The 15,983-nt window shown below is 68.2% G+C and carries 17 protein-coding genes; 6 read left to right on the top strand and 11 right to left on the bottom strand.

Annotated elements, in window-relative coordinates; translation table 11 throughout:
• The first annotated feature begins 6 nt into the window (after window positions 1-6).
• The 3 genes from JOD27_RS39275 (at window position 7) to JOD27_RS39265 (ending at window position 2,708) form a co-directional block, all read left to right on the top strand.
• Complete coding sequence (locus JOD27_RS39275; RefSeq protein ID WP_204767436.1) at window positions 7-1,212, top strand: MFS transporter; 1,206 nt, start codon at window positions 7-9, stop codon at window positions 1,210-1,212.
• Window positions 1,209-2,165, top strand: coding sequence for a PD40 domain-containing protein (locus JOD27_RS39270; RefSeq protein ID WP_204767435.1), 957 nt, complete (start codon window positions 1,209-1,211; stop codon window positions 2,163-2,165). The genes JOD27_RS39275 and JOD27_RS39270 overlap by 4 nt, the downstream gene beginning before the upstream one ends.
• 108 nt (window positions 2,166-2,273) lie before the next feature.
• On the top strand, window positions 2,274-2,708 hold the full coding sequence (locus tag JOD27_RS39265; protein ID WP_204767434.1) for a hypothetical protein: 435 nt from the start codon (window positions 2,274-2,276) through the stop codon (window positions 2,706-2,708).
• A gap of 2 nt (window positions 2,709-2,710) precedes the next feature.
• On the opposite strand, the gene JOD27_RS39260 is transcribed toward JOD27_RS39265, so the two are convergent.
• The 10 genes from JOD27_RS39260 to JOD27_RS39215 all read right to left on the bottom strand — a co-directional run bounded on the left by JOD27_RS39260 (window position 2,711) and on the right by JOD27_RS39215 (window position 13,177).
• Entirely contained in the window at window positions 2,711-3,412 is a 702-nt protein-coding gene (locus tag JOD27_RS39260) for an eCIS core domain-containing protein (RefSeq protein ID WP_204767433.1), read from the bottom strand.
• Between the two features lie 21 nt (window positions 3,413-3,433).
• Window positions 3,434-5,398 (bottom strand): ATP-binding protein, encoded by a 1,965-nt coding sequence (locus tag JOD27_RS39255; RefSeq protein ID WP_204767432.1) that lies wholly within the window; start codon window positions 5,396-5,398, stop codon window positions 3,434-3,436.
• On the bottom strand, window positions 5,395-6,021 hold the full coding sequence (locus JOD27_RS39250) for a Pvc16 family protein (protein ID WP_204767431.1): 627 nt from the start codon (window positions 6,019-6,021) through the stop codon (window positions 5,395-5,397). The genes JOD27_RS39255 and JOD27_RS39250 overlap by 4 nt, the downstream gene beginning before the upstream one ends.
• An 88-nt stretch (window positions 6,022-6,109) precedes the next feature.
• Window positions 6,110-6,373: a hypothetical protein gene (locus tag JOD27_RS39245; RefSeq protein WP_204767430.1), complete on the bottom strand. Its 264-nt coding sequence runs from the start codon at window positions 6,371-6,373 to the stop codon at window positions 6,110-6,112.
• A gap of 126 nt (window positions 6,374-6,499) precedes the next feature.
• Window positions 6,500-7,804, bottom strand: a complete 1,305-nt coding sequence (locus tag JOD27_RS39240; protein WP_204767429.1) for an ABC transporter substrate-binding protein — start codon at window positions 7,802-7,804, stop codon at window positions 6,500-6,502.
• 11 nt (window positions 7,805-7,815) lie between these two features.
• Window positions 7,816-8,934 (bottom strand): branched-chain amino acid ABC transporter permease, encoded by a 1,119-nt coding sequence (locus tag JOD27_RS39235; RefSeq protein WP_204767428.1) that lies wholly within the window; start codon window positions 8,932-8,934, stop codon window positions 7,816-7,818.
• Window positions 8,931-9,818 (bottom strand): branched-chain amino acid ABC transporter permease, encoded by an 888-nt coding sequence (locus JOD27_RS39230; RefSeq protein WP_204767427.1) that lies wholly within the window; start codon window positions 9,816-9,818, stop codon window positions 8,931-8,933. Before JOD27_RS39230 ends, JOD27_RS39235 begins: the two co-directional genes overlap by 4 nt.
• Complete coding sequence (locus JOD27_RS39225; RefSeq protein ID WP_204767426.1) at window positions 9,811-11,631, bottom strand: AMP-dependent synthetase/ligase; 1,821 nt, start codon at window positions 11,629-11,631, stop codon at window positions 9,811-9,813. The genes JOD27_RS39230 and JOD27_RS39225 overlap by 8 nt, the downstream gene beginning before the upstream one ends.
• On the bottom strand, window positions 11,628-12,407 hold the full coding sequence (locus JOD27_RS39220; protein ID WP_307830589.1) for an ABC transporter ATP-binding protein: 780 nt from the start codon (window positions 12,405-12,407) through the stop codon (window positions 11,628-11,630). Before JOD27_RS39220 ends, JOD27_RS39225 begins: the two co-directional genes overlap by 4 nt.
• Window positions 12,404-13,177 (bottom strand): ABC transporter ATP-binding protein, encoded by a 774-nt coding sequence (locus JOD27_RS39215; protein ID WP_204767424.1) that lies wholly within the window; start codon window positions 13,175-13,177, stop codon window positions 12,404-12,406. Before JOD27_RS39215 ends, JOD27_RS39220 begins: the two co-directional genes overlap by 4 nt.
• Before the next feature lie 200 nt (window positions 13,178-13,377).
• Here JOD27_RS39215 and JOD27_RS39210 point away from each other — a divergent pair, with 200 nt between their 5' ends.
• The 3 genes from JOD27_RS39210 to JOD27_RS39200 are packed head-to-tail and all read left to right on the top strand — an operon-like array spanning window position 13,378 to window position 15,042.
• Window positions 13,378-13,842, top strand: coding sequence for an SRPBCC family protein (locus tag JOD27_RS39210; RefSeq protein ID WP_204767423.1), 465 nt, complete (start codon window positions 13,378-13,380; stop codon window positions 13,840-13,842).
• A gap of 12 nt (window positions 13,843-13,854) precedes the next feature.
• Complete coding sequence (locus tag JOD27_RS39205) at window positions 13,855-14,574, top strand: SigB/SigF/SigG family RNA polymerase sigma factor (protein WP_204767422.1); 720 nt, start codon at window positions 13,855-13,857, stop codon at window positions 14,572-14,574.
• Window positions 14,575-14,616: 42 nt separating this feature from the next.
• Window positions 14,617-15,042, top strand: a complete 426-nt coding sequence (locus tag JOD27_RS39200; protein WP_204767421.1) for a DUF4383 domain-containing protein — start codon at window positions 14,617-14,619, stop codon at window positions 15,040-15,042.
• Here the strand turns inward: JOD27_RS39200 and JOD27_RS39195 are convergent.
• Window positions 15,029-15,952 (bottom strand): DNA topoisomerase IB, encoded by a 924-nt coding sequence (locus JOD27_RS39195; protein WP_204767420.1) that lies wholly within the window; start codon window positions 15,950-15,952, stop codon window positions 15,029-15,031. The two genes, JOD27_RS39200 and JOD27_RS39195, sit on opposite strands and share 14 nt — an antisense overlap.
• Window positions 15,953-15,983 lie beyond the last annotated feature (31 nt).

The following is a 15,983-nucleotide window of genomic DNA, read 5'->3' as shown; positions in this document are numbered from 1 at the left end:
CCGACGTTGTACCTGTCCACAATAGACAAGCCAAGGTCAGCGAACTGGAAGGGGCTGAGCGGCAACGTCTTCGCGCTCGGCACGGTCAGCCTGATCACCGACGTGTCGTCGGAGATGGTGGCCGCGATCCTGCCGCTGTACCTGGTCATCGGCCTCCAGCTCAGCCCGGCCGCGTACGGGCTGGTCGACGGCGTCTACACCGGCGCCACGACGTTGCTGCGCCTCGCCGGTGGCTACCTCGCCGACCGGACGAACAGGCGCAAGGCGGTCGCGGGCTTCGGCTACGGCATCTCCGCCGTGGCCAAGCTCGGACTGCTCGCGGCGGGCAACTCCCTGACCGCGCTCGGTTTCGTGATCACCGCGGACCGCGCGGGCAAGGGCCTGCGCACCGCACCGCGGGACGCGCTGATCACGTTGTCCACGCCCAGCGGTGACCTGGGACGCGCGTTCGGCGTGCACCGGGCGATGGACGGCATCGGCGCCTTCGCCGGGCCGCTCGTCGCGATGGCCGTTCTCGCGGCCTCAGCGCAGTCGTTCGACGCGGTGTTCGTCACGAGTTTCTGCATCGCCGCGTTCGGCGTGCTCGTCCTCGTGCTCCATGTACGCGACCGCGCCGAACCCGTGCAGCGCAAGGAACCTATCAAGCTCGCTCTGCTCAAAGACACGGCCGTGCGCAGGATCGTGCTGGCCGCGGCACTGCTCGGCCTGGTCACCATCGGCGACGGGTTCGTGTACCTGTTGCTGCAGAAGCGGGAAGGCCTGGCGTTCGGCTGGTTCCCGCTGCTCGCCGTCGGCACGAGCCTGGTCTACCTGCTCCTCGCCGCACCGCTCGGCGCCCTCGCCGACCGGGTCGGCAGGCTCAAGGTGATGCTGTGCGGTTACGTCGCTCTCACCGCCGTCTACCTGCTGCTGCACGGCCCGCTCGGCGGCTGGCCGCTGCTGGTGCTGGTCGTGCTGCTCTACGGCGTCTTCTACGCCGCCACGGACGGCGTGCTGATGGCCCTCGCGGGCCCGGTCCTGCCGGAACGCCTGCGCACCACCGGGATCGCGCTGATCCAAAGTGGACAAGCGCTCGCCTACCTGGGCTCCTCCGTGCTGTTCGGCCTCGCCTGGCAGTTCTGGAGCCCGGAAACCGCCACCAGGATCGCCGCGGCCGCGGTCGTCCTGGCCCTGCTCACCACCGCCGCACTGCTGGGACGTCGCACCTCGTGAAGAACCGCCCGCTGATCACCGTCATCGCCGCCGTCCTGCTCGGCGGCGTCGCCATCGGCTACACCGCGCTGTCCGGCGCATCATCCGACGAGCCCGCGCATTCCATCCCGACAGGCACCGGCCCGCGCCTGATGATGCTCAGCGACGGCAAGCTCTCCACCGTGTCCCGCACCGATCCCGCCGGGTCACGCGAGATCACCGACCAGCGCTGCGACCGCGTGTACGCCGCTGCCGGCACCATCTCGTGCCTGCGCCCGGTCGGCGCGTTGAAGGCAGGCGAACTCGCGATCCTGGACAGCCAGTTGAAGGAACTGCGCACCGTCCCGCTGACCGGCTTCCCGAACCGCACCCGCGTCTCCGCGAGCGGCCGCATGGTCGCGTGGACGCTGTTCGTCGACGGACATTCCTACGCCGCCAACGGTTTCTCGACCGGCACGGGCATCCTCGACACGAAGACCGGCACCCTCGTGCAGTCGCTGGAGGAGTTCACCGTCGAAGGCATGCCGCAACTGCCCGCGGACGCGAACTTCTGGGGCGTCACGTTCACCGCCGACGACAACCGCTTCTACGCCACCATGTCCACGGGTCCGCACCGCTACCTGATCGAGGGCGACTTCGCGGCCCGCAAGGTCCGCCCGCTGACGCAGCACGACAACGTCGAGTGCCCGTCGCTGTCCCCGGACGGCACCCGCATCGCCTACAAAGCAGCGGTCAACGGCGATCCACAGCAGGGCTGGCGGATCTCCGTGCTCGACCTGGCCACCAGCAAGATCACACCACTCGCCGAGACCCGCTCCGTCGACGACCAGCCTGCCTGGCTCGACGACAGGACCGTCGCGTACGGGATCCAGCGCGACGACGGGCTGAACGACGTGTGGTCGGTGCCCGCCGACGGCACCGGAACGCCCAGGGTCGAGATCCCCGAGGCGAGCTCACCCACGCCGATCAGCTGATCGCCACACCACCAGTCCGAAGGCGAGCAGCGCGGCGGCACCCGCGGCGATCACCGTGCCGGTGGCGACGTTCCCTGCCACCGCACGGCAAGGCCGACGACCAGCGCGATGACGGTCACCGGCACGACGCCCTGGATCCAGCGCGCCGCCTTTCGCGACCTGCTGCAGGTGCGGGAGGTCACCGCCGAAGCGTTGCTCGGCCCGGACTTCGAGGTCGAGGTGGACCCGCCGGGCACCGGCGAAGTGTTGATCACAGCTGTCCAGCTCGGCTGCGCTCTCCGCAACGGAGATGTGCTCACGCCGGACGCGGCGGAGTTCTTCTACAGCTGCGACGTCGAGTACGACGAGCAGGATCACGCGAAACCCGTTGACGCACAAGCAATCGTGACGATGTACGCGGACGTCTGGCACGAGCCGGTCAATCGCGAGCTGCTGGAGTCCGCGCTCGGGCGGTGGGAGGAGGAGTCCGGCGCGGCCATCACCGAGTGGCGGTCGACGACCAGCCCCGAGCTGGTCGTCCGCTACGGATTCCGGCAGGCCTGAAGCTACTCGGTGGCTTCTTCCTCTTCCTCGGCCCGCTGCACGAACGTCTGCGCGGTCTCCTCCTCGGGAGCCTCCTCCTCGCGCTGCACGTGCGCCTCACCATCGCCGTGATCCGCACACCGCTGCACCGGAGCGGCCGGCGCGGACATGATCCGGTCAGCGTTCGCGACGGCGTCCCGCTCGAACCGGTCCGACGGATCGCTGACCTTCACCCCACCACCAGCGTCGGTGCCGTCGACCGGGCCGGACCGCTGCTGCACCACGTGCGTGAGCTCGTGGGCCAGCATGTGCTTGCCGGAGTCCGAAGAGGGGTCGTACTTGTCGCGCTGGAACACGATGTTCGAGCCGACGGTGTAGGCGTGGGCGTTGACCGAGCGGGCCGAGTGGTCGGCTGCGGAGTCGGTGTGCACGCGCACGTCGGAGAAGTCCTGGCCGAAGCGGCCTTCCATGTCCTCGCGCACGTCGGCGGACAGGGGCGTGCCGCCCGACGAGACGACGTCGTGCACGGGTGAGCGCTCCTCTTCCACGACGGCGCCGACGCCGGCGTTGCCCACGGCCCGTTGCAGGCCCAGCATTCCGGCGGGGCCCAGCACGTCGGGGCGCCCGGCTGCGGCGGCACGGCCCAGCAGGTCGGTTTCCTCGTGCTGGACTCGGTCGCCCTTGGGGCGGAAGGAGGTCTCCGAGTCGAATTCGTGTCCGTGCATCTCCGCTCCCCTGTGAATGAGCTAACTCACCAGACGTTCGGTCGCCAGTTCGAAGTAGCGGCCGAACTCGCGTTCTCCCACCAGCCGTCCGAGCTTGCGGTACTCCCGCGCCACCGCGCCGATCAGTTCGACCATGCCGACCACGTGTCCTGCCGCGGCCGCCAGGTAGGCCGCCGTCACGGCCGCCGACCTGATGTGGCCGCCAGCCAGTTCGAACGACGCCGCCAGGAAGTCCAGGTCCACATCGGACGATCGTGGTACCGAGGTGCCCAGGCAGCGGTCCCACAGGCCGCGGCGCAGGTCCGCGTCGGGCAGCGGGAAGTCCACGATGACGTCCAGCCTCCGCGTGAAGGCGTCGTCGAGGTTCGCGCGCAAGTTCGTGGCCAGGACCGCGATACCGTCGAAGGATTCCATGCGCTGCAACAGGTACGCGCTCTCGATGTTCGCGTAACGATCGTGCGCGTCACGGACTTCCGAACGCTTGCCGAAGATCGCGTCGGCCTCGTCGAACAGCAGCACGCCGTTGACGCCCGCGGCCTCGACGAAGATCCGTTCGAGGTTCTTCTCGGTCTCGCCGACGTACTTGTCGACGACCGTCGCCAGGTTGACGGTGTAGAGGTCGAGGCCGAGCGAAGCCGCGATCACCTCGGCGGACATCGTCTTGCCCGTGCCGGAATCGCCTGCGAACAACGCCGTCACGCCACGGCCGCGGCCGCCGCCTGGCCGCATGCGCCACTCGTCGATCACGCGGTCGCGATACCGTGCTCTGGCCGCCAATTCGCGCAGCAACGACGTGACGGGCGCGGGCAGCACCAAGTCCTGCCACGACACCGCGGGCTCGATGCGACGGGCCAGTCGTTGCAGCCCGCCGGCGTTCTGGCTCCGAGCGCCGGCTCTCAGATGCGTGACGTCGACGAGCCCGTCGTCGGCCAGCGCCGACACCGCGGCCGCGTTCGCCGCCCTGCTGATCTGCGTGGGGCCGAGGACGAAGTGCGCGGTGACCTCGGCCGGGTCGATGCCCTGCGCGAGCTTGCCGTCCAGCTCCGTGCGCCACAGGTCCATCCGCACCTCGAACGGCACCTGCACCGCGTCGTGCTGCAACGGCGGAACCCGTGTCCAGCGCGGCTCCCAGGCGCCCGGACCGTAGGCGATCACCGGAATCTCGTCGTGCAGCAACGGATCCAGCGAGAAGTTCGAGTCGACGGGCCCGATCGCGATTCCCGCGCCGCGGAGCAACGCCTCCCTGGTGACCGCCAGCGCGTCGGTCAAACGAGCCGCGTCCACCAGCAGAGCCGGGAAACCCGCCCGTGCCAGTGCCGCCACGGCCAGCTCGGCCGCGCCGCCGCCGGGATGCTCGCGCAGGTAGACGAGCCGGACGCCGCGTTCGATGCCGCGCGCGAGCCTGTCGGCACCCGGCATCGCGACCGGACCTCCCGGCAGCGTCACGAAATCCGCGAGCAGCGGATCAGGTCTGTCGTCGCCGAGCAGGTGCGCCCCGACGCGGTCGGGCACGCGCAACGACCGGCTGAGCAGCGGCCGTTCCCGGTCCTCCGTGGTGATGAGCCCGCAGCGGACGAGCGGGCTGCCGTGGTCGAGCCTCGCCCTGCCCTGCGACGACGCCTCCGCGAGCCCGCACAACCTCAGCGCGAGCCCGACCGTCGCCCTGCGCCGCGTCACGTCGTCGTTCAGGTAGCCGTAGAACTGCTCGAACCGGCTGTCCACGTCCGGCGCCAGGGCGACGAGCAGCAGCTCGACATCCACTTCGGACAGTTGCGCCTTCCGCGCCAACCGGCCGAGCCGCCCGTCCGCCGTCGTCTCGGTGAACGGCGCGAACGGCTCCCTGCCGCTGTCCAGCAACGCCTCGATGACCTCGTCCGACAGGTAGAGCCCGCGGAACGGGTCGTCCGGGTTCGGGTCCGTGGCCCGCCGCGCCGCCACCGCCATCCGGATCCGCCGCTCCAGGCCCGCCATCCGCTCGAAGATCATCGCGCGCCCCTGCGCATCGCCACGCCGTCCGCGGACACGTCGTGCCGCACCCGCTCGTCCCCGGTGTGCAGCTGCACGCCCTCGCGAGCGGGCGGACCGGCCGCGATCCTGCGCCCGGACGACACCGGCGCGGACACGACGACGTCCAGCGACGGCTTCAGCTCGCCGCCCAGCGCGCTCCACACGTCCGCGAACGCCCTGTCCTCCGGCGGCGGCAGCGCGACCGTCATCGGCACGGGCAGCTGCAGCTCCTCGAGCGAGCCGCTGAGCAGTCCAGGTGGCACGGCGTCGTACTTCAGGAACCCGATGAGCAGGTCGGACAGCAGCCGGTGCTCGTCCTCCGGGCGTTGCGTCCACGCCGTGACGAGGTACGAGAGCTTCATGTGCCGCGGCGGGACGTGCCGCGCCGCCACCTTGCCCTGCGCGTCGTACTCGTTGAGCAGCCCGCGCTGGCGGCGGCGCATGTCCTCACGGATGTCGTAGAGGTAGATGTTGACCGTCGGCGCGTTGCGGCGCGCCGCCCAGTCCTTGGTCGGCGCGTCGAACGCGACGTCCAGATCGGAACCGCGCAGCGCCTCGTCGCGGACCAGGCGGCGCAAAGCCTCGTCTACCTCGTGGATCACGCGTCCACGATCGCGCGCGGGCCGGAGAACCGGGACCAGCGCGCCGACGTCCTGAGGGACACGATCGGCTGCCCCAACGGGCAGGCACTCAGACGGGCAGGGGCCGCATCCGATCCGGCATGTGCGCCCGCAGCGTGTCGTGAAGCAATGTCACGTCTTCCGCGTCCAGCACCACCGACCCGGTGGCACACGCCAGCACCGCCTCACCGGTGCACTGGTCAGGCACGTACCGGAGTGCCACGTCCGGTACCGTGCACGACTCCGCCTGACGAATCGCGATCAGCAGCTCCGACACCCGCTCGTACCCCAGCCGCGCGCTCCAGCGCAGCGCGGCCGGGGGACGGACGAACAACCGGAGGCCTCCAGCGGCACGGCGAACTTCAACGCACGTCAACACCGCAGCAACCTCCTAGCAACATCCCGCCAGCGAGACTAGCCAAAAACGCGGCTCGTGCGCGGTGCGTGTCACCCGTTCGGTTCACTGGTAGCAAGGCTTCTCGAACTTGAAATCTTTTGCTGTCGGACCGGTGAAGAAGTCCTCTACCAGCGTCACTCCGGTCGGCGCGGCGTCGTCCGGGCGGTAGATGAGCGACTGACGGAACAGGGCATCCTGCGCAGAAGCGGAGAAATTACCTGCACCCGAAGGAAGCATGCCCTCGTAGTCCACAGAGGTGAGTTGACGCACCGCGTTGAGCAGGCCCGCCCGCGTCAGGTCCTTGTTCGCCGCGGCCTTGTCCAGCGCCGCCTTCAGCGGGTAGGCCCACACCCACCCGGCCGTGTAACCGTCGTTCGGCGTCACGCCGGGCAGCGCGGCACGCATCGCGGTGTGGCCGACGGACTCGGTCGGCCACGCCTTCCACGGCGCCGACTGCATGTACAGGGCCTTGATCGCGGGGGCGGCCGGCGACTTCAGCAGGCCGGGGTTCCACGTCGGCGAGGTGCCGATGAACTTGCCCTTGTACCCGCGCGCGGCGGCCTGGCCCACGATCACGGCCGCGTCGGTCGGGCCCGTCGTGAGGATCACCAGGTCGGGCTTCTTCGACACGACCGCGTCGATCGCGCCGCCCTGGTTGTCCTGGCCGGACTGGGTGGTCACGTTCTCGAACGACAGACCGCGCTTCTCGGCGGCCATCTTCGCTCCGGCCGCCGCGTCGTCCCCGTAGTCACCGGCGAGGTGCACGGCCATCACGGACTTCACCCCGAGCTTGTCCACGGCGTAGTCGACGGTGTTCATCGACTCGACGCAGTAGTTCGTGCCGGACTCGAGCACGACCTCCTTGAAGCCCCACAACGAGGTCCACGACGCGGGCACTGACACCACCTGGCTGCTCTCCAGGTCGGGCAGGATCGCGACCGTCGTGGGTGAGCCCAGCGTCTGGGTCAGCGCCAGGATCTTGCCCTTGATCTCCTGGTAGACCTGGTTGTGGATCTGCGGGTTGTACTTGTTGTCCTTGACGTACGTGGTCACGTCGACCTCGTAGCCGCCGATGCCGCCGCGGTCGTTCACGCGCTTCCAGAACGCCTTCTGCGCGTCCGTGATCGGCACGGCCAGCGTCTTGAACGGGCCCTCGGTGAGGTCCGAGATCGTGCCCAGGTAGATACAGCCCTTGGACTTGTCGGTCGCCTGCGGGCACGCCTCCTTCGTGACACCGAAGTCGACCTTGATGCCACCCGCGCCCTCCTTCGGCGCGGCGCCGTCCCCGCCCCGGCACGACGCCACCGCGAGCAGTCCTACAAACAGAACAGCGCTCGTCTTCATCTTGGCAAATCGCTTACCAGACATGGCGATTCTCCTCAGTACGAGAACGGCCAGGTGCGCCAGTAGTTGCGGACGCGCACCCAGATGCCGAACAACCCGCGTGGCTCGACGATGAGGAACACGATGATGAGCACGCCGTAGAGCACCGCCTCCACCTGGAAGACCGTGACCGCGCCGGTGGCGTCACCACTGATGAACGGCAGCACCGCGGGCAGTTCCCTGGTGATGCGTGGCAGCAGCGTGATGAAGAGCGCGCCCATGATCGCGCCGGAGATGGTGCCCGCGCCGCCGATGAGCACCATCGCGATGTACTGCACTGACAACAGCAGGTTGAACGAGCCGGGGTCGAAGAACCCGTTCACCACGAACAACAACGCGCCCGCGACGCCCGCGTAGAACGAGGACACCGCGAACGCCAGCACCTTGTACTTCGTCAGGTCCACGCCGATCACCGACGCGGCCAGGTCCCGGTCCCGCACCGCCGCGAACGCCCGGCCCACCCGCGAGCGCACCAGGTTTCGTGCCAGCACACCGAAAATCACCAGCAGCACGAACATCACGAGATACAACTGCTGTGCCGCCGTGAACATCGCGTTGTTCCGGTCCAGCCGCACCCCGAACAGCTCGGGGATCGCCGCGGGCCGCCCGACTCCCGGCCCGCCGGTCAGCGACGTCCACTCCCGGAACACGTGCTCTCCCAGGAAGACCAGTCCCAGCGTCACGATCGCCAGGTAGAGCCCGCGCAGCCGCACCGCCACCGGCGCCACCAGCACGCCGAAGAACGCGGCCACCAGACCCGAGGCCAGCAACCAGACCGGCAGCGACGTGATGCCGAACCCGATCACCCGCCCCGTCTCGGGACCGGACAGCGCCGCACCCGTGTACGCACCGATCGCGAGGAAGAACGCGTGCCCCAGCGAGACCTGGCCCGCGTAGCCCGTGACGATGTTCAGCCCGATCGCGCCGATCGCCGCCACGAACCCCGTCGCGAGCAGCTGCAGCAGGTCGTCCGTGATGAGGAACGGCAGCAGCACGGCGAGAACAACGAGCGCCAACGACCAAGCGCGCTTGGGACGCGTGTTCAGGAGCGCCATGTCTTGCGCATAGGAGGTGTACAGCTCTGGCCTGCCCTTGATGGTTTTTGGTCCCTTCACAGCCGTTCCACCTCCTTCTTGCCGAACAACCCGTAAGGTCTGACGAGCAACACCAGAAGCATCAACGCGTACGGCGCGACCAGAGCGAAGTTCGGCCCGAGCCAAGGCGCGAAATCACCTTGGTAGGTACCGAAGAACGACTCGACGATCCCCACCGCGAGCCCGCCGACGACCGCGCCGCCCAACGACTCGAGCCCACCGAGGATGATCGCGGGCAACGCTTTCAAGGCCACGATCCACAGCTGCTGGTCGACACCCGCGCCGGTCGCGACGAACACCCCGGCCAGCGCTGCCAGCCCACCCGCCAGCGCCCACGACAGCGCGAACACCGACCCGACCGAAATCCCCTGTGCCAGCGCGACTTCCTGGTCGTACGCGACCGCCCGCATCGCGAGCCCGATCCGCGAGTACCGGAAGAACAGGAACAACGCGGTCGTCACGACAGCGGTCGTCCCGATCATCACCAGGTACCGCTGCTGCACCTCGGCGCCCAGGAACGACATGGTCGTGAGTCCCCACGGATCACCGACCTGGCGCACGTCCAGGCCGATGAACGCGTTCGTCACCACCCTGACCACGACGTCCACGCCGATCGTGATGATCGCGACCACGAACACCGGCTTGCCCACCATCGGCCGCAGCACCGTGCGCTCGACACCCAACGCCAGCACCGCGATCACCACGGCGGCCACCAGCACCGCACCGAAGAACGACACCACCGGCGCCAGGTACGACACCAGCACCGCGCCCGCCAGCATGAACGCCGGCTGCGCGAAGCTGATCACCTGCGTCGACTTGTAGATGATCACGAAGCCCAGAGCGAGCAACGAGTAGATGGACCCGGTGCCGAGGCCACGGATCAACGACTGGAGAAACTCATCCATACATGCTCTCCACGAGGTCGTCGAACATCTTGCCCAGCGCGGCCCGTTTCACCTTCTGCGTCGCGGTCAGCTCGCCGTCCTCGTGGTCGAGCTCCTTGGGGAACATCCGGAACTTCTTGATCTGCTCCACCGAAGCGAACTTCGAGTTGACCTCGGTCACGATCGACTGCACCAGCTCCAGGACCTCCGGCTTCTCCGACAGGTCCCGGTAGGTGGTGTAGGGGATCTTGCGCTGCTGCGCCCAGTGCCCGACCGTCTCGTACTCGATGCCGATCAACGCCACCAGGTACGTCCGCTTGTCGCCGATCACCACGGCTTCCTTGATGTACGGGGAGGTCTTCAAAGCGTTTTCCAGCTCGGACGGCGCGATGTTCTTGCCGCCCGCGGTGATGATGATGTCCTTCATCCGGTCGGTGATCTTCACGTGCGTACCGTCGACCCACTCGCCGACGTCACCGGTGTGCAGCCAGCCGTCGGTGATCACGCGGGCGGTCGCCTCCGGATCGCGCCAGTAGCCCGCGAACGTGCCGCCGTGCCGGGTGAGGATCTCGCCCGTCTCCTCGTCGATCCGCAGCTCGATGCCCGGCTGCGGTTCGCCGACCGTGCCGACCTTGACCCGGCCCGGCCGGTTTCCCGTTGCCACGGCGGTGTTCTCGGTCATGCCGTAGACCTCGTGCATCGGCACCCCGATGCCCATGAAGAACTTCAGCACGTCCGGCGCGATCGGCGCGGCGCCGGACGAGGCGTAGCGCACGTACCGCATACCGATCCTGGCTTTCAGCGCTCGGAAGCAGAACAGCCAGCCGATCGCGTAGACCACCCGGCTCGACGCCGTGTGCGTGCCACCGGTCCGCACGAGCGTCGACCCGATCGACTCCGCGCGTTTCAGCCAGAACCGGGTGACCGTCCGCTTGAGCCAGGACGCTGACGACACTCCGATCGTCACGCCCGCCAGCACCTTCTCCCAGATGCGCGGAACACCGAACAGGATCGTCGGCTGCACCTCGCGCAGATTCGCCTGCACGGTCTCGATGGACTCGGCGAAATGCACCTGCACCCCGGACGCCGCGCTGAACCACGTGGTGAAGATGCGTTCGGCGACGTGGCACAACGGCAGGTACGACAGCGTGACATCGGCGGAGGACGGCGGTGGCGAAGTGAACCCGCCGCCCTCCACCAGCACGTGGATGGCGAACTCGACGTTCGCCACGGTGAGCATCGCGCCCTTGGGCGGCCCGGTCGTGCCGGACGTGTAGATCAACGTCATGACGTCGTCCGGCGACGTCTGCGCCATCCTGGAAGCCAGTTCGTCGCCGTGCGAGTCTCGGTACCGCGCGCCCATCGCGAGGAAGTCGTCCCACCACAACAGCTTCGGGTTGTCGTAGCGTCCCTTGATGCCGCGCGGTTCGAGGTAGATGATCCACTCCAGGTCCGGCGTGTCCTCCAGGACCAGCAACGCCTTGTCGACCTGTTCCTGGTCCTCGGCGATGAGGATCTTCGCGCCGGAGTGCGACAGCAGATAGGCGACTTCGGACGGCGGGTTCGTCGGGTAGAGGCCGACGGTGATGCCGCGCGCCGCGACGATGCCGAGGTCGGCGTAGAGCCACTCGCGGCGGTTCTCGGAGTGGATCGCCACCCGGTCGCCCGGCTGCAGCCCGAGCGACAGCAGCGCGTCTCCGACGAGTTCGACGTTCGCCCAGTACTGGGCCCACGAGACTTCCTGCCAGATGCCGAAGTCCTTGGCACGCAACGCGATCTGGTCGGGCGTCCGAGCCGCCCTCTCCCGAACGCGGGAAACGACGGTCGTGGTCATGTCGTCACGCTCCGGTGCTGCTCACCCAGGTACGCGCGGATGACGTCCGGATCCGCCTGGACCTCGGCGGGCGTGCCGGTGCGGATCGGGCGCCCGAAGTCCATGACCATCACGCGGTCGGCGAGGTCCATCACGAGGCCCATGTCGTGCTCCACCATGATCATCGGGATGTTCAGCTCCTCGCGGACGTCGAGGATGAACCGGGCCATGTCCTCGGTCTCCTCGACGTTCATGCCCGCGACCGGCTCGTCGAGCAGGAGCAACCGAGGATCCATCGCGAGCGCCCTGCCCAGCTCGACGCGCTTCTGCACGCCGTAGGGCAGCAGGCCGACGGGGAACCGGCGCCACTGCTCCAGCTCCAGGAAGTCGATCACGTCCTCGACCGCTGACCTGTTCTTCAGCTCCTCGCTGCGGGCCCTCCCGAGCCACAGGAACGCGGACAGCGGGCCGTAACGCATGTGGTTGTGGCGGCCGAGCATCAGGTTGTCGACCACCGTGAGGTGGGAGAACAGCTCGATGTTCTGGAACGTTCGAGACAGCCCGAGCGCGGCGATCCGGTGCGGCCGCCTGCCGATCAGGTCGTCGCCGTTGAACCGCACGGTGCCCTGTTGCGGCCGGTAGACGCCGCTCAGGACGTTGAAGATGGACGTCTTGCCCGCGCCGTTCGGGCCGATGATGGCGAACAGCTCGCTCTCGCCGACCTCGAACGACACCCCGTCGACGGCGATGACGCCCTCGAACGCGAGCCTGATGTCGATGACCTCGAGAACGTTCACGACAGCCACCGCTTCCTGCGCTTGTAGTGCTTGACCGCGCGGAACGAGGAGGTGCCGAGGCCGAGGTAGAACTCGCGGATGTCGTCGTCGGCGAGGAGCGCCCGAGCCGGTTTGTCCATCACGACCTTGCCGGTCTCCAGCACGTAGCCGTGGTCGGCGATGGAGAGCGCCATGCTGGCGTTCTGCTCGACGAGCAGGACCGTGGTGCCCTGCTCGTTGATCTTCACGACCAGGTCGCGGATCTGCTGCACGAGCAGCGGCGCCAGGCCCAGGCTGGGCTCGTCGAGCAGCAGGTATTCGGGCTCGGACATCAACGCCCTGCCGATCGAGAGCATCTGCTGCTCGCCGCCGGACAGGTAGCCGGCGCTCTGCCTGCGCCGCTCCTGGAGCCTCGGGAAGAGCTCGTAGCAGCGGTCCAGGTTCCGCTTGAGGCGTTTCGGCCTGGCGTGGCCGCCGACCTTGAGGTTCTCCTCGACGGTGAGCTCGGCGAGGATCCTGCGGCCCTCCAGGGCCTGCTTGATGCCCCGATCGGCGATCCGAGCAGGTGAGAGGCGGTGGATCGGTTCACCGTCGAGCGTGATGGAACCCTTGGTGACCTTGCCGTCGTGCACGTCGAGCAGGCCGCTGAACGCCCTCATCAGCGTTGTTTTGCCTGCTCCGTTGGCTCCGAGCAGGGCGACGACACGGCCCTTGGGCACCTTGAGGCTCACGCCCCGCAGCACCAGCATCACGTCGTCGTAGACAACCTCAAGGTTGTTCGCCTCGAGCACCAGCGCCTCCTAGGGCCTGCGATGCCGATCAGTATGACCTGGATCACAGCCGGTATGCCCAGTGTGGGCGATTTCGTGATGCGCAGATCGCGATTGGTCCACCACTCTCCGTGTCTGTCCAAAGTGGATAGAGCACGATGTGTAACAACGCGCGGCTTGGGTACTCACCTGGTGACGACAAATCATGAGGAGGAGGTTTCGTGACCACCATTGAGAAGTCGGTGGACGTCCACGTGCCCGTGAGCACGGCATACAACCAGTGGACCCAGTTCGAATCCTTCCCGGCGTTCATGGACGGCGTCGAGAAGATCGACCAGGTCACGCCGACCAGGACCCACTGGACCACGAAGATCGGCGGGGTCGTCCGCGAGTTCGACGCGGAGATCACCGAGCAGCACCCGGACGAGCGCGTCGCGTGGACCACGGTCGACGGACCGCCACAGGGTGGCGTGGTTACTTTCCACCGGCTTGACAACGACACGACCAGGGTCCATCTCCAGATGGAGTACGACCCGGAAACCATTACCGAGAAGGCGGGCGCCGCGCTCGGCGTCGTCGGTCACCGGATCGAAGGCGATCTGAAGCGGTTCAAGGAGTTCATCGAGAACCGCGGCATCGAGACCGGCGCATGGCGGGGCGACGTGACGCCGCCGCCCCAGGTCTGATCGCGGTGCCCGTTGACGCCAGATCAGCAGGCGGCGTTCGAGGAGCTCGCCCGCACCGGACGTGACTCGCCGCGTTACTACGCGCTGCGGGACCGTCTGGTGCGCGAGTACCTCCCGCTCGCCAGGCACATCGCCCGCCGCTTCAGCGAACGCGGCGAGCCCATGGAAGATCTCGCACAGGTCGCCGCGGTGGGGCTGATCAACGCCATCGACCGGTACGACGTGGGCCGGCAGACGGACTTCCTGTCCTATGCCGTGCCCACGATCACCGGCGAGGTGCGGCGGCACTTCCGCGACCAGTGCTGGGCGGTGCGCGTGCCGCGCCGCCTCAAGGAACTGTGCGACTCGATCGACGGCGCGACCGCCGAGCTGTCGCACAAGACCGGGCGATCTCCTACTCCCTCCGAGATCGCCCGGCACCTGGGGGTGCCGCTCTCCGACGTCTACGAGGGCCTGCGCGTCGAGAAGAACGTGGCGTTCGCGCCCCTCGACGCGTTGGAGGGCTCGACGGTCGACGACCCGGCACTCGAAGGCGTCGAGATCCACGAGGCCCTGCAGCCCATGCTGCGGGGCCTTCCGCGGCGCGAACGGACCATCGTGGTGCTGAGGTTCTTCGGCCGGCTGACCCAGACGGAGATCGCGCGACGCGTCGGGATCTCCCAGATGCACGTCTCGCGGCTGCTGACCAAGTCGTTGGAGCAGCTGCGCAACGACCTGCTGGCAGACGACTGAAATGAGCGAGCGCGGATGTCCGGTTTTCGCGATACTGGCCGCATGAACCGGTTGCGGTGGCCCCAGAAGCTGGCGATCAGCACCGGTGCCCTGCTCGCTCTCTGGGGGATCGCCGGGTTCTTCGTGACGGGCTTCTCGTCGTTCGCCGGTCAGTCCGACACCTGGATCCTGTGGCTGCGGGTGAACCCGCTGCAGAACACCATCCACCTCGTTCTGGGCGTGGTACTGCTGCTCACGTTTCGCAGCCTCAAGGCACTCGGCACCGGCGCGCTGCTCGTCGCAGCGTTGTCCCTGATCGTGTTCGGGCTGGGAGCCGCCAGGTACGACGACGGCGTTGTCAACGTTCTCAACGTCAACCCCGGCAGCAACGTGCTGCACCTCCTGGCCGGGTTCGCCGCACTGGCCGCGGCCCAGGGCGCCGTCTGGTGCCGCCAGTGCGACCGGGTGGCGGCGCTCAACCCTTCGTGAGCAGTTTCCGCACCGCCCGCTCCGGATCGCCCTTGCCGATGATCTCGCCGCGTTCGAACGCCTCGATCAGGCGAGGGTCCACGTAGGACTTCCGCGCGACGGCCGCCGTGTTGCCCAGGTGTTCCGCCACTTCCTTCATGACCGCGCTGACCGCTCGTTTGGAAGGTTTGCCGCGCTCGCCGAAGGCGTGCGCGAACGCCTGGGCGGCGTGGACCGTGGCATGCCAGGTGCGGAGGTCCTTCACGCTGAACTCGTCGCCGACCAGCTCGCGGAAGCGTTCGTTGACGTCGTCGGCGGTCAGGTCGAAGACGCGGCAGTCGGGAGGCTTGTTCTTGAGGAGCTGTCGCACGGCCCGCGCGAGCCGTGCGTCGGTGATCTCCTCGTCGACCTCGACGCCGTGCTTGGCGGGGAAGCGGAACCGGACGCGGTCGCCGCGCACCGCGAGGTGCTCACAGAGGAGGGTCGCCACTCCGTGGGTGCCGTTTCCCTCGGCGTACTCCTCGTGGCCGACGCGGAAGACGCCGAGGTCGAGCATCCGCAGCGCGATGGCGAGCAACCGCCTGCGGCCCCGTGACCTCATGTCCTGCGCGACCTGCTCGCGGAACTTCGCGAGCCGCGGGGCCAGTTTGAGGACGCGGTCGAACTTCTCGGCGTCCCGGTCCGTGCGCCACTTCTCGTGGTAGAGGTACTGGCGGCGGCCCGCGTCGTCGTAACCGACGGCCTGGATGTGGCCGTTGGGGTGCGGGCAGATCCACACCTCGCGCCACGCCGGCGGGATGACCAGCGCTTTCACCCTGGCCACGTCGTCGTCGGCGAGACGCTGTCCGGACGCGTCGAGGTAGCGGAAACCGCTGCCGTGCCGGCGGCGGGTCCAGCCAGGTCCTGCCGGGTCGCTACGGCGCAGTCTCATGCGGGCACCTCGTGGTTGATCAGCACGAAAT

This window comes from Lentzea nigeriaca (assembly GCF_016907955.1).
In the GTDB taxonomy this organism is placed as follows: Bacteria; Actinomycetota; Actinomycetes; order Mycobacteriales; family Pseudonocardiaceae; genus Lentzea; species Lentzea nigeriaca.
The sequence above is the reverse complement of the archived record's forward strand: the minus strand, read 5'-3'. Positions and strand labels throughout refer to the sequence as shown.

Coding starts and splice junctions, on each gene's coding strand:
- JOD27_RS39265 (WP_204767434.1), top strand. CDS start 2,274: ATGACGGTCACCGGCACGACGCCCTGGATCCAGCGCGCCGCCTTTCGC.
- JOD27_RS39260 (WP_204767433.1), bottom strand. CDS start 3,412: ATGCACGGACACGAATTCGACTCGGAGACCTCCTTCCGCCCCAAGGGC.
- JOD27_RS39255 (WP_204767432.1), bottom strand. CDS start 5,398: ATGATCTTCGAGCGGATGGCGGGCCTGGAGCGGCGGATCCGGATGGCG.
- JOD27_RS39240 (WP_204767429.1), bottom strand. CDS start 7,804: ATGTCTGGTAAGCGATTTGCCAAGATGAAGACGAGCGCTGTTCTGTTT.
- JOD27_RS39230 (WP_204767427.1), bottom strand. CDS start 9,818: ATGGATGAGTTTCTCCAGTCGTTGATCCGTGGCCTCGGCACCGGGTCC.
- JOD27_RS39225 (WP_204767426.1), bottom strand. CDS start 11,631: ATGACCACGACCGTCGTTTCCCGCGTTCGGGAGAGGGCGGCTCGGACG.
- JOD27_RS39200 (WP_204767421.1), top strand. CDS start 14,617: ATGAACCGGTTGCGGTGGCCCCAGAAGCTGGCGATCAGCACCGGTGCC.
- JOD27_RS39195 (WP_204767420.1), bottom strand. CDS start 15,952: ATGAGACTGCGCCGTAGCGACCCGGCAGGACCTGGCTGGACCCGCCGC.